The following is a 12,546-nucleotide window of genomic DNA, read 5'->3' as shown; positions in this document are numbered from 1 at the left end:
AATTCCGAGTGCATTCATCACGTATCGGCTCAAAATTAAGCAAATAGCTCGGAAAATATACCCGAACTGGTTTGCGACTTGGTGATTAGCTGTGCAACACGCCTTCGCGGTCTAGCAAAGCAATATGGATCAGGTTGGCGGCGACAATCGAATCGGGAACGAAGATGAACTTCTTATCGAAGATCTGCGCGCCCCGGTAATAGCTCACCCAGTACTGATTGTTGAGGTGAAACAGGTCGGGGTCGATGGGCTCGATGGGCACGGCCGACTGCGGTGCCACTTCCAGCAGTACGTGCCGGAGCGTGGAAGTTCGGACACTGTCCCCATTTTCCTGCGTGCCATAGCCGTTGGAACTCACAATGACGTTGCTGAGCGGAAAGGAGTTATGGTTGAGCAGATATACCTGCCACCCGGCCTTGCCCTGGTCTGTAGCCGCCGCCTCGTCGGGCACTATAGCAATGGAAACGCCCTCAACCGGGTCGAAAGTAATGTGTTCTTTCATGGTTACGCGGCAATAAAATCTGCCTCAAACAAGTCGGCCAGGTGCCCCACCAACAGGTGTTCGACTTCGGCCAAAGGCACTTCCCGGCCCAGCTCCTGCTGAAGGGAAGTAACGGCTTTGTCGGTGATGCCACAGGGCACGATGTGGCCGAAATACGAAAGGTCGGTGTTAATGTTGAAGGCAAAGCCGTGCATAGTCACCCAGCGGCTGCATTTTACGCCCAGCGCACAGATCTTGCGTGGGTTGACGGCGCCTTCTGTAAAGTCCAGCCATACTCCGGTGAGCCCGGCAATACGGCCGGCGGCCAGGCCGTAGCTGGCCAGCGTACGGATAACGGCTTCCTCCAGCAGCCGCAGGTAGCGGTGAATGTCGGTAAAGAAGTTGTCGAGGTCGAGAATAGGATAGCCTACCAACTGGCCCGGGCCGTGGTAGGTAATGTCGCCGCCCCGGTTGATGCGGTGAAAGGTGGCACCATGCCGGGCCAGACCATCCTCATCAAGCAGCAAATGCTCGGGCTTGCCGCTTTTGCCCAGCGTGTACACGTGCGGATGCTGGCACAGCAGCAGGTAATTGGGTGTAGGCTCAGGGGTGCGGCCTTCCTCCGCAGCCAGCCGGTTCTGCACCTTAATAGCCAGTATCGAGGCCAAGAGCTCCTCCTGATACGCCCAAGTTGCTTCGTACGGAGCTAATCCTAAGTTCCGGACGAGCACCTGCCGGTTGAGCCCAGGCTCACCGGATGCAGCACTGGCTGGTGCCGGGGTGCCGGAGGAAGTAGCGTAGGAGCTGGATAGAGACATAACAAGCGTATTAGGAAGCAGACTGCCGAAACTCACTTCGGAGCATTGCCCGGAGAACTGCCGACGGCTCCATAAAAGATGGAAACCGGAACAGCTTTCCAGATAACACCAGCCAGGCTAAAGTGTCTAAAAAAGACTTGCCAGTCGATTTTTACCGTATTTAGCCCGCTCAACCGGAACCGCAAGAGTACCAGAGAAAGTCCGCAAAGGTACTAGATTTAGTCCCAAAGCCAATCTGACCACCTTCCCTCCCTGCTTATGGCGGCCTTTGCAGCACACGAACTTGGCCAGGCGGGTGAGCAGGCCGCGGCTGCTTTCCTGATCAGCTTGGGCTACACCGTGGCCAGGCGCGGCTACCGGTACCGACGCGCCGAAGTAGACCTTATTGTGCAACGGGGACAGGAGTTGCTGGTCTTTGTGGAAGTAAAAACGCGCTCCTCCGCTCAGTTCGGATTCCCGGAGGAATTCGTGACCGAGCGCAAAAAGCAGCTGTTTCGCCTGGCGGCCGAGAATTACCAGGAGGAAACCAACTGGGCCGGTGACATTCGCTTCGATATTCTGGCCCTGGCCCCCAACAGCGCCGGGTTCCGCATCGAGCACTTCGAAGATGCTTTCTACTAGGCCCCGCACGAAAAAGTCCACCCGGGGCCGGATGGACTTCACTCCTATATAGTATATAGCGCAGAAAGGTTACTTCTTGCCGCCGGGCCGGTCGGTTACGGCGTCGCGCTTGTCGATGCCTTTCTCCTTATCGTAGACCAGCACGGCATTGCGGTTGTACTCCTTCACCAGCTCCGGCTCGGCTACTTCCGGGTCGTAGCCCGACTCGCCGTACTGGTACTCGTAGTGACGACGGTTGCGGAAGCCCCAGTACTTGGTCCAGACTCCGACTTTCTTGCCGTTCTCAAACTGCCCGTCCCAGTCGCGCTGGCCGTTTTCGAGGTAGCGAACATAGTCGCCCTCAATTTTGCCGGCCACATAGGGAATCACCTCTTTGATTTTCTTACGCTCCGCGTCATAGTAGCTCACGGCCGCGTCGCGCGGGAAGCCCATTTCGTAGTGCGTTTTGGTGAGCAGCACATTGTCCTTGTTGAACCGCTCCCAGCGCAAGTGCCGGGTGCCGAGGGCGAAATAGCCGGTTTCCACCACTTTGCCGCCCTGCATCTTTTTGTAGGGCCCGTGCAGCACCTTGTCGGTAGCCGGGTTCAGCTCGGTTGTCGCCTTGAAAATCTTGCGCTTCTTGGGATTGAAGTAGTACAGGGCCGGCGCATACTCGCTGGGCTGCTGGAACGCTTTGAGGAAGTAAAACACCTCTATCACCTGGTTGCGCCCCTTGGGGCCCGACTTGGTGAAGCTCTTTTTGATCTTCTCCCCCAGGAATACGTTTTTCTTCTTTTTGGTCTTGCGCTGCCCTTCCTTCTCCTTTTCCTTGGCGGCGCGCTCCTGCTCCTTGGTCATGGCCAGGCGCTTAACGAGCAGCGAGGGTGCTTTCGTCGTGTCGGCGCTGTTGGTCAGCGAGTCGGTTAGCAGTACGGCCAGGCCGGGTTGCTCGGGCTTGCTGTTAAAGGAAACCGTCTTTTTGCTGCAGGCTCCTAGTATTAGCAGCAGCAACAGCATGGGCAGAAAGGAGAACCGAAGTAGGCGCATCAAGGAAGCAGTCTGAATTCGTAGGGTCGAACGTAAAGATAGAGGGATTTAGTGCCGCCGCGGTGAGACGGTAAAGTCGCGAAATGGTGAGTTTGCTGTTCCGGCAGCTCTTCAAAACACAAAACGGCTCCGGTAGCAGTGCCACCGGAGCCGTTTTATCTTCTTGCGCTGTGAAGTGTGGATAGCGCCGGCGGAACGACAACGCACCATTTCACCACTCCACTAGTTCACCACTTAAGCTGTCAGCAAATCAGCGCTGCGCTTCACAAAGGCCGTCAGGGCTTCGCCTTTCAACAAGCCTTGGGCCAGCAAGGCCAGATCGAAGGCTTGCCGGGCCAGTTTCTGGCTGGCTTCGTCCTCGGCGCTGAGCACACGCTGGGCCACGGGGTGGTTGGCATTCACGCTCACGGTGTAGCTGTCCGGCAGGGAGCCAAACATCTGCATGCCACCACCACCGCCAGCGCGCTGCATATCCTTCATGCGGCGCATAAATTCGGGCACCGTAATGATAACCGGCGCATCCTGGGGCGACAAAGCCTCGACCTGCACGTGCATCTGCGGATTGCTGATGGCCTTGCTGAACAGCTCCTGCAGCTTGGTCTTGTCGTCGTCGCTCAGTACACTTTCCGTCGTTTCCTCTTTCTCGATGAGCTTCCCGATGGTATCGGCGTCCACGCGCTTGAAGGTGACCTTCTCGAGCTTCTGCTCCAGCTGGCCAATGAAGTGAGAATCGAGTACGGCGTCGAGCTTCAGCACATCGTAGCCCCGGTCGAGGGCGGCCTGCACGAAGCCGTGCTGCGCTTCCGCATCGGTGGTATAGAGCACCACCGTCTGCTCGTTCTTGTCCTTCTGGTTGGCCTGCACGAACTCCTGGTACTCGCTTAGGGTAAAGAACTTACCGGCGGTGTTCTGCAGCAGCACGAAGTCCTTGGCCTTGTCGTAGAACTTGTCGTCGGAGAGCATGCCGTACTTCACGAACAGTCCGATATCCGACCACTTCTCCTCGAAGCCCGCGCGGTCCTTGCGGTAGAGCTCGGCCAGCTTATCGGCGACTTTCTTGGTGATATAGGTGTTGATTTTCTTCACCGCCGCGTCGGCCTGCAGGAAGCTGCGCGACACGTTCAGCGGAATATCCGGCGAGTCAATCACGCCGTGGAGCAGCATCAGGAACTCCGGCACCACGTCCTTCACCTCGTCGGTAATGAACACCTGCCGCGAGTAGAGCTGAATTTTGTTGCGCGAGAACTGCAGCTCGTCCTTCACCTTGGGGAAGTAGAGAATACCGGTCAGATTGAACGGATAATCCACATTGAGGTGAATCCAGAACAGCGGCGGCTCCGAGAAAGGATACAGCTCCTGGTAGAACTTGGTGTAGTCCTCGTCGGTCAGCTCCGAAGGCTGCTTGGCCCAGATGGGCTGGGTCTGGTTGATTACCTCGCCCTCAAACTCGATTTCGATGGGCAGGAACTTGCAGTACTTGGTCAGGATGGTACGCAGGCGGGCCGGCTCCAGAAACTCGTCGGAGTCGGCGGCTACGTGCAACACTACATCAGTGCCGCGGTCAGCCTTGTCAGTAGTTTCGAGGCTAAACTCGGTGCTACCGTCGCAGGTCCAGTGGGCGCCTTCGGTGTTATCCTTGTAGCTCTTGGAGAAGATTTCCACGTTGTCGGCCACCATGAAGGCCGAATAGAAGCCCAGGCCGAACTGACCGATAATCTGGTCTTTAGCCGCGGTGTCCTTCTCTTTGTACTGCTCCACAAACTCGGTGGCGCCGGAGAAGGCAATCTGGTTGATGTATTTCTTGATTTCCTCGGCCGTCATGCCCAGGCCGCGGTCCGAAATGGTGATGGTGCGAGCTTCCTTGTTCACGCTCACCTTCACTTTCAGCTCGCCCAACTCCCCCTTGAACTCGCCCAGCTGGCCCAGGCTCTTGAGCTTCTGGGTGGCGTCTACGGCGTTGGAAACCAGTTCCCGCAGGAAGATTTCGTGGTCGGAGTAGAGAAACTTCTTGATGATGGGGAAGATATTCTCGGTATGAATCGAGATGCTACCTTTCTCTTGCATAGCGCGTTGGCAAAAGGGTTTGAAATAAGAATCCGGACGAAACGCCAGCCTCTACGGGCGGCTATTCGCAGGACGAGCCGCTTCAAAACCTGTTCCACGACTGCTCAACTGTCAGTTTGACAGCAGCCTGAAGCTATTTTATCTAATAAATGGCCCCCGCCACCTTCGCTCTTCGTCTTTCCGCCCGGGCACCATGCCTTCCTCTCCTACCCCACTATGTTCCTCCTCCTAGTCAACCGCCCAGCTTACGGTCAGGCTACACTTTGGCTTATTTAAATCGGGTTCTTTTAGAACGTACGCGGGAAACGCCCAGCCGCAACGAATGAACCATGCTTGTGCTCTATATTATACTTTTCTATTTCCTCCTTATGCTGACTTTCCCATTCAGCTTCCAGCTCCGGGCCACGCCCCGATGAATTCGTAAGCCAGTCAAGTGCCGAAGTAACATCCGAGAAGAATTGAATTTCTCCACAGTCATAACGCTGTCCATCAGCCAAAACCGTTTCAATAACGAGCTGATTGTGCAGGTTAGCCGGCAAGATGATGGCAATGTCTTTTACCTGCAGCCCGGCGAAGAGAGGCAGCCAGGTTTCGCTAAGCCAGGCCTGCTCATCGATACCAACTACCGGCATGTCGGAAGTATCTACCAACCAACGCCTAACTTTCTTGTTATCAGAAACTTCCAGCAGATAGTAAAAAGCCGATTGAAACTGAACGGGATGCATTGCTCCTTTCCATTGCCAGCGTAGCAAGCGGAGCCCTTCATCGTGGTGTACAAACAGAGAATTTGATGCAATCATGAGTTCTTAAGACAACACAACATACGGGATGCCTAGTAAACAAAGATAGATTGCAAAAAGGCTACTTCTATAACTTTTCGACTACAGTGCTTTATTGCCTGCTTAAGCTCGCTGTGGTGGCGCCTAAGGGCCGGGAGCAAACTACAGCAGGGCTTTTTTCTTAAGCACGGCCACAACAACTGGCTTATTAAATTGCATTAAATACATAGCAAAGGCCTATCAATATGGCTAACAATGGATTGACCCCATCATGCGCGTATTGCACTATACATGTAAGTCACTACCATTTGCGTGAAAAAATGTTTATCCTAACCAATCTTATACACTTACCGTTTTAGACGAGCTATTCTAACATCAGCATAGGCACCAAGAAGAGAAGCTCTGGCTTTATACCTGCATGCTGTCAGTAACTTACCCAAGAGCACCGCCACCTAAAGCAGTTTATGAGCGGCATACTTTGTCAGCTCAGATTTTGTTTTACCTTTGAAGCCTGCTTCTGATACATTGTTGCAAATGCACGCACTCCGGTCCCGTTTAGCTATTCTGCTGCTGCTCTGCTTTACGCGGGTGCTGCTGCCGGATGCGTGGATTTTGGCCTTGCACTCGCACGAGCACACGCTGGAGGAAACGGCGCCACCGCCCGGGGTATCAAAAGCCAAGGCCGTGCTATCGGCCAAGCACCAGCACTGCGCCGTCGACCATTTCTTCGACGTACCCTTCCAGGCGGCGGTGCCGCTTGAATTTACGCTTTTCACAAGTTATCAGGCTCCGAAGGCGGAGTCGGTAGCTTCTGTGTGGCGGGCTGCGGCCCCGGCCACTGCCGACCTGCGCGGCCCGCCCTGCCAGGGGTAATTTCCTGTTTTTCGAGCTACGCAGTGTGCCTGCCCCACTTTGGCAGGGCTACCGACGGCTCGTACTCAGCGTTGCTGCGCCCTAGCAAGCCCTAGTGTGCCTTGGCATGCGCAGCAGCGGGTTTCCCACTGGCTTCCTTTTTTTTATGGATTTTCGCTTCTTGGCCGTTGCCAGGGTAGCGGGTGCCCTCTGGCTGATGCTCTTAGCGTCGGTAGTAGCGGCACGCGCTACCCAGGCACAGCCCGAGTGCATGCTCTCTTTGAGCGGCCGCATCACCGACCATGAGTCGCGTGAGGGGCTGCCGGGCGCGACCGTAGTGGTGCTGGAAACCCAGCAGTCTACCCAAACGGATGCCGCCGGCAACTACCATTTCCACCTGTGCGCGGGCTCATATCAGGTGCAGGTTTCCTACGTGGGCTACAGCCGCGAAACGGCAGTCGTACGCCTCGACGGGGCCTATATCCGGAACTTCCAGCTGCATCCCGATGCGGTACTGCTGAGCGGAGCGCTAGTACAGGGCCAGCGAGCTACAGCTCCCTCTCCCCAACCTTCCACTACCCTGACGGGAGCCGCCCTGCAACAAACCCGCGGTCAGGCCCTGGGAGAAGCGCTACAGAAGATTGCGGGCGTAACGGCCATTCAAACCGGCCCGGGCATTTTTAAGCCCATGATTCATGGCCTGCACTCCAACCGCGTAACGGTACTGAACAACGGCGTACGCCAGGAAGGGCAGCAGTGGGGCACCGAGCACGGACCAGAAATTGACCCTTTTATTGCGTCCCGCCTGACGGTGGTGAAAGGCGCGGCCAGCGTCCGTTACGGCTCCGACGCCATTGGTGGAGTGGTGCTGGTAGAACCAAAACCGTTGCGTGATTCAGCAGGCCTCGGGGCCGAGCTGAATCTGGTGGGAATGAGCAATAATGGCCTGGGAGCGGCATCGGCAACGCTTGATGGCAACATTGGCAAGCTGCCCGCCCTGCGCTGGCGGGCCCAAGGTACGCTGCGCCGGGCCGGCACCATGCAAACGCCGGACTACTATCTGAAAAACTCCGGCTTTGCTGAGCAGAACTTTTCGGGCGCGGTAGGCTGGCGCAAGGCGGGCTACGGCCTGGAGCTGTTCCACAGTCAGTTCAATACCCGTATCGGGATTCTGCCGGCTTCGCACGCGGGCAGCAAAACGGATCTGCTGCTTGCCGTAGCCCGCCCTGCTCCCCTAGAAACCACAGGCTTCAGCTATGACATTGACCGTGCCTATCAACAGGTACGGCACGACGTAACCAAGCTCACGGGCTTTCTGCAGACTGGCACGGCCGGGCAGCTGCAGTTTACCCTAGCCCAGCAGACGGACTACCGGGATGAGTACGACAAGTTTCGGCCGCGCAACGACAACCTGGCTTCCCGCAACCTGCCCGAGCTGAGCTACACCAACCGCACCAGTACCGGCGAGCTGCTGTGGGAGCACAAAGCCTGGCACCGTCTTACGGGCAGTCTGGGCGTGGCCGGCACCTACCAGTTCAACCGCTACGCCGATGGTAGCCGGCAGTTTATTCCCTACTACACTAATCTGACGGGGGGCATCTTCTGGATTGAGAAGTGGCAACTCAACAAATGGCTGCTGGAAGGCGGGCTGCGGCTCGACCGCCGTGACCTGGCCGTGAAGCGCGGCGACCGGAGTGCCAACGGCGCCTTTTTCGTGGACCGCACCCGCTTCCGTTACACCACCCCGGCGGCTTCGCTGGGTGCCACCTACGACCCCACGGCCCACCTTACCCTGAGCCTGAACACCGGCCTGACCCGCCGAGCACCGGCCGCTAATGAGCGGTTCAGTGAGGGCGTGCACAATGGCATGTATGAGTTGGGCAACGACCTGGTGCCCGGCGCGGCAGCCTTGGCGCCCGAAACGGCCCTGAACACGGGACTGAGCGTGCACTGGCACACCAACCCGCGGTTCAACGGCGAAATAACCGTGTACCAGAATCGAATTCTGGACTTTATCTACCAAGTGCCCCTGACCGAGCCCGTGCAAACGGTGCGCGGCAGCCACATCAGCTGGCAGTACCAGCAAACCGATGCCACCTTCCGGGGCATCGACCTGAGCAGCAGCTACCAGCTGGCGGCCCGATGGCTGCTGGCGCTGAAAGGCTCGATGGTGCGCACGCGCGACACGCGGGCCGATGAGTGGCAGATTCTGATGCCCGCCGACCGGGCTGCCGCCTCCCTGCGCTACGACTGGACCGAGCATACGGGCCGGTTTCGGGGCCGCTACGCGCAGCTGGGCGTGGATGCCGTGGCCCGGCAAACCCGTGTGCCAGACAACTACGAAGCCCGCGACCTGCTGGCGACTCCGGCCGGCTACGTCCTGCTAAGCCTGGAAGCAGGAGCGACGGTGCGCTGGGGCCGGCTGCCCCTCTCCGTGAGCCTGGCGGCTACCAACCTGCTCAACCAGCGCTACCGCGACTACCTGAACCGCTACCGGTATTTCGCCGATGAAATGGGCCGCAACCTGACGCTGCGTCTGCATATTCCCCTGGAACTGTCCCGTTCCGCCCAGTAAATCTTTCACCCTGACCTTTCTTTTTACCCCCTTCTCATGAAAAATCCTGTGTTCAAGAAATCCCTGTTTGCCCTGCTGCTGGTGGCACCCTTGCTGGGGGCCTGCAAAAAAGATAACGACGAGGAACCCACTCCCGACGACGACAACGAGCAAATCACGACGGTGCGCTATGAGCTGACGCCGGCAGGTGGTGGCACCCCTGTGACGGTGCAATACCGCGACCTGGACGGCGACGGCGGGGCCGATCCTACCATTGGCACCCTGACCTTGGCTGCCGGTACCACCTACACGGGCAAGCTGGTGCTGCTCGACGAAACCAAGAATCCGGCTGTCATCATCTCCGATGAGGTGAAGGAGGAAGCGGATGAACACATGTTCTTCTTCGAGCCCAGCAACGTGAACCTGACCATTACGCGCACCGATAAGGATGCCAAAAGCCTGGAGGTGGGCCTCGAAACCCGTGTAGTGGCCGGCACGGCTAATGCGGCCAACACCACGGGCACCCTCAAAGTGACGCTGCGTCACCAGCCCGGCACCAAAAATGGCACGTTTGCCCCCGGCGACACCGATGTGGAAGTCCGCTTCCCGACGGCCGTCCGCTAGGCTGGCTCTCCGATAGTAAGGCCCGGCTTGGCCGGTGCCTGTGTCTCCATATGGTTTGGTTTGGAGAACAAAATGAAGGCATCGGCTTCTGGCCGATGTTTTCTTGTTTCCGGGCGCATCCTCCCGCCCTATTTCCCGTTCATGCGCTACGACGCTTTCTGCAGTATTTTATGTCTCGTTCTTTCTGGGCCACCGGCCTGTTCTTTGTTGCCTTTTCCGGAAGCCTGCTGGCCCAGACAACCGAGCCCACCCCTACCCTCGCCCCGGCCCTGCGTACTGCCCGGCTCCCCGCGAATTCCGTAACGGGCCGCATTCTGGATGGCGCTACCCAGGAACCCTTGCCGGGAGCCACCATCGTATTCCCGGATTTGCGCCAGGCCACTACCGCCGGCCCCGACGGCACGTTCCGGTTTGCCAATCTGCCCCGGGGGCGTTTTCTGATGCAGGTCCGGTTTGTGGGTTACAACACCGTGGCTAAGATTGTAGATACCGGCACCGGCCAGCCGGTAGATGTGGCCCTGACCACGGCCACCACCGAAATCGGCCAGGTGGTCGTCACGGGCGTATCGGCTTCCACGGAAATGCGCCGCTCCCCGGTGCCCACCACGGTGGTTGACCGGACGCAGCTCAATCAGGCCGCCGCTACCAACGCCATTGACGCCATTGCCCACACCCCGGGAATCTCGCAGATAACGACCGGGGCCGCCATCAGCAAGCCCGTCATTCGGGGGCTGGGCGCCAACCGCGTAATTACCTTGAACAATGGCGCCAAGCAGGAAGGCCAGCAGTGGGGCGATGAGCACGGCATCGAAATCGACGAGTACGCCATTGAGCGGGCCGAGATTATCAAAGGGCCGGGCAGCCTGCTCTACGGCTCCGATGGCATGGCCGGCGTGGTCAACTTCTTGGCGCCCGACCCGGTGGAGGAAGGCAAAGTGCTGGGCTCGGTGGCTGTCAACTACCAGACCAACAACCGCCTGCAGGGCTACTCGCTGATGAACGCCGGCAACAAGAACGGCTTCAACTGGCTGGTGCGCGGCAGCGGCAAAATAGCCGGCCCCTACCGCAACCGCTACGACGGCCCGGTCTACAACTCCGGGTTTCGGGAGCTGGACGGCAACGGCTACGTGGGCGTGAACAAAAGCTGGGGCTTCTCGCACCTCACCTTCAACTCGTTTAACCAAGAAGTGGGCCTGGTGGAAGGTGAGCGGGACGAAGAAACCGGCCGCTTCCTGCGCCCCGTGAACGTGGGCGGGGATGCCGTGGCCGAAGTGCCCGTATCCGACCAGGACCTGCGCGGCTACGACCTGGACGTGCCCAAGCAGCAAATCAACCACCTGCGCATTGGGTCCGACAACAACTTTATCCTGGGCCAGAGCCGCCTCACGCTGAACGTGGGCTGGCAGCAGAACCTGCGCCGGGAGTTTGGCGACGTGCTGGCTCCCACCGACCCGTCGCTCTACTTTCAGCTGCGCACCCTGGACTATGCCGCCCGCTATTTTCTGCCCGAAGCCAATGGCTGGAACACGACCATCGGACTGAGCGGCATGCGCCAGGAAAACATGAACAAGGGCGTCGAATTCCTGATTCCGGCTTACCGCCTACTCGACGGCGGCGTGTTTACCGTGACCAAGAAAACCTTTGGCAGCTTCGACCTGAGCGGCGGCCTGCGCTACGACATCCGCCGCATCACGGCCGACGCCCTCTACCTGGACCCCGACACGGAGCAGCCCGTAAGTAGTGGCGAAGGCGAGGAAAAATTCGGGGGCTTCACCAGTACCTTCCGCAACGTATCGGGCAGCCTGGGCGGGGCGTTCAACGTGACCGAAAAGCTGCTGCTCAAGGCCAATGTGTCGCGGGGCTTTCGGGCGCCGAACATTGCCGAGCTGGGCTCCAACGGCATTCACGAAGGCACTATCCGCTACGAGCTGGGCGACGCGGGCCTCAAAGCCGAAACCAGCCTGCAGCTCGACGGTGGCGTGAGCTACGACACGGAGCACATCAGTCTCAGCCTCGATGCCTTCCGCAACCAGATTCAGAACTACATCTTCCCCGAACGGGTCGAGGATGCGGTGAGCGAGGAGGGTGACCCGATCTTCCGCTACAGCCAGGGCGACGCCCGCCTGACCGGGGGCGAGGTTACGGTCGACGTACACCCCCACCCGCTCGACTGGCTGCACTTCGAAAACTCGTTTTCCATGGTGCGCGCCCTGCAGCTCAACCAGCCCGAAGGCCAGCAATACCTGCCCTTTATTCCCGCCGACCGGTTGCAGTCGACGCTGCGGGTGAATTTCCGCAAGGTGGGCAACTCCCGCCTGAGCAACCTCTATGCCCGCGGCGGAGTGGAGCATACTTTCGCCCAGAACCGCTTCTTCTCGGCCTTCGACACCGAAACCCGCACACCCGGCTACACGCTCGTAAACCTGGGCCTGGGGTCCGACATTGTGAATGCGCGGGCCCAAACGCTGTTTTCGCTCTACCTGACCGCCAACAACCTATTCGACGTGGGCTACCAGAGCCATTTGAGCCGGCTGAAATACGCGGCCTACAACGTAAGCAACGGCCGCACCGGGGTCTTCAATATGGGCCGCAACGTGAGCCTGAAGCTGGTTGTGCCGCTGGCTTTTAATTAGCCCGTAGCACCCTGCGCAGCGCTTTTGAGGACACTTTTGTCGGCAAGCCGCAGTTGGCAGCAAGTAGGTATCTTGCTGCCAACTGCTTTTCAGC

10 protein-coding genes are annotated in these 12,546 nt (G+C 58.5%); 5 read left to right on the top strand and 5 right to left on the bottom strand.

All coding sequences use genetic code 11. The features are described from left to right. Nucleotides 1-85 precede the first annotated feature (85 nt). Together LGH70_RS14120 and lipB are read right to left on the bottom strand one after the other, a co-directional pair. Complete coding sequence (locus tag LGH70_RS14120) at nucleotides 86-502, bottom strand: hypothetical protein (protein WP_226186795.1); 417 nt, start codon at nucleotides 500-502, stop codon at nucleotides 86-88. Between the two features lie 2 nt (nucleotides 503-504). Next, nucleotides 505-1,299: a lipoyl(octanoyl) transferase LipB gene (lipB, locus tag LGH70_RS14115; RefSeq protein WP_226186793.1), complete on the bottom strand. Its 795-nt coding sequence runs from the start codon at nucleotides 1,297-1,299 to the stop codon at nucleotides 505-507. A gap of 258 nt (nucleotides 1,300-1,557) precedes the next feature. Between lipB and LGH70_RS14110 the strand changes: the two genes are divergently transcribed. Beyond that, nucleotides 1,558-1,920 (top strand): YraN family protein, encoded by a 363-nt coding sequence (locus tag LGH70_RS14110; protein WP_226186789.1) that lies wholly within the window; start codon nucleotides 1,558-1,560, stop codon nucleotides 1,918-1,920. A gap of 69 nt (nucleotides 1,921-1,989) precedes the next feature. Here LGH70_RS14110 and LGH70_RS14105 read toward each other — a convergent pair whose 3' ends face one another. The 3 genes from LGH70_RS14105 to LGH70_RS14095 all read right to left on the bottom strand — a co-directional run bounded on the left by LGH70_RS14105 (nucleotide 1,990) and on the right by LGH70_RS14095 (nucleotide 5,810). Continuing rightward, nucleotides 1,990-2,946, bottom strand: a complete 957-nt coding sequence (locus tag LGH70_RS14105) for a toxin-antitoxin system YwqK family antitoxin (protein ID WP_226186786.1) — start codon at nucleotides 2,944-2,946, stop codon at nucleotides 1,990-1,992. A gap of 234 nt (nucleotides 2,947-3,180) precedes the next feature. Then, nucleotides 3,181-5,010: a molecular chaperone HtpG gene (htpG, locus tag LGH70_RS14100; RefSeq protein WP_226186784.1), complete on the bottom strand. Its 1,830-nt coding sequence runs from the start codon at nucleotides 5,008-5,010 to the stop codon at nucleotides 3,181-3,183. A gap of 287 nt (nucleotides 5,011-5,297) precedes the next feature. After that, complete coding sequence (locus LGH70_RS14095; RefSeq protein WP_226186781.1) at nucleotides 5,298-5,810, bottom strand: hypothetical protein; 513 nt, start codon at nucleotides 5,808-5,810, stop codon at nucleotides 5,298-5,300. 513 nt (nucleotides 5,811-6,323) lie between these two features. Between LGH70_RS14095 and LGH70_RS14090 the strand changes: the two genes are divergently transcribed. The 4 genes from LGH70_RS14090 to LGH70_RS14075 all read left to right on the top strand — a co-directional run bounded on the left by LGH70_RS14090 (nucleotide 6,324) and on the right by LGH70_RS14075 (nucleotide 12,452). Further along, nucleotides 6,324-6,662 (top strand): hypothetical protein, encoded by a 339-nt coding sequence (locus tag LGH70_RS14090; protein ID WP_226186778.1) that lies wholly within the window; start codon nucleotides 6,324-6,326, stop codon nucleotides 6,660-6,662. Between the two features lie 145 nt (nucleotides 6,663-6,807). Continuing rightward, complete coding sequence (locus tag LGH70_RS14085; protein ID WP_226186775.1) at nucleotides 6,808-9,216, top strand: TonB-dependent receptor; 2,409 nt, start codon at nucleotides 6,808-6,810, stop codon at nucleotides 9,214-9,216. Between the two features lie 36 nt (nucleotides 9,217-9,252). Beyond that, nucleotides 9,253-9,819, top strand: coding sequence for a hypothetical protein (locus LGH70_RS14080; RefSeq protein ID WP_226186773.1), 567 nt, complete (start codon nucleotides 9,253-9,255; stop codon nucleotides 9,817-9,819). A 170-nt stretch (nucleotides 9,820-9,989) separates the two neighbouring features. Beyond that, nucleotides 9,990-12,452 carry a TonB-dependent receptor gene (locus LGH70_RS14075; protein ID WP_226186770.1) on the top strand — a complete coding sequence of 821 codons (2,463 nt, stop codon included), beginning with the start codon at nucleotides 9,990-9,992 and terminating at the stop codon, nucleotides 12,450-12,452. The last annotated feature ends 94 nt before the right edge of the window (nucleotides 12,453-12,546 follow it).

It is taken from the genome of Hymenobacter nitidus, assembly GCF_020447315.1.
Taxonomy (GTDB): domain Bacteria; phylum Bacteroidota; class Bacteroidia; order Cytophagales; family Hymenobacteraceae; genus Hymenobacter; species Hymenobacter nitidus.
Note: the sequence above shows the minus strand (reverse complement) of the source record. Positions and strands in the feature narration are given on the sequence as shown.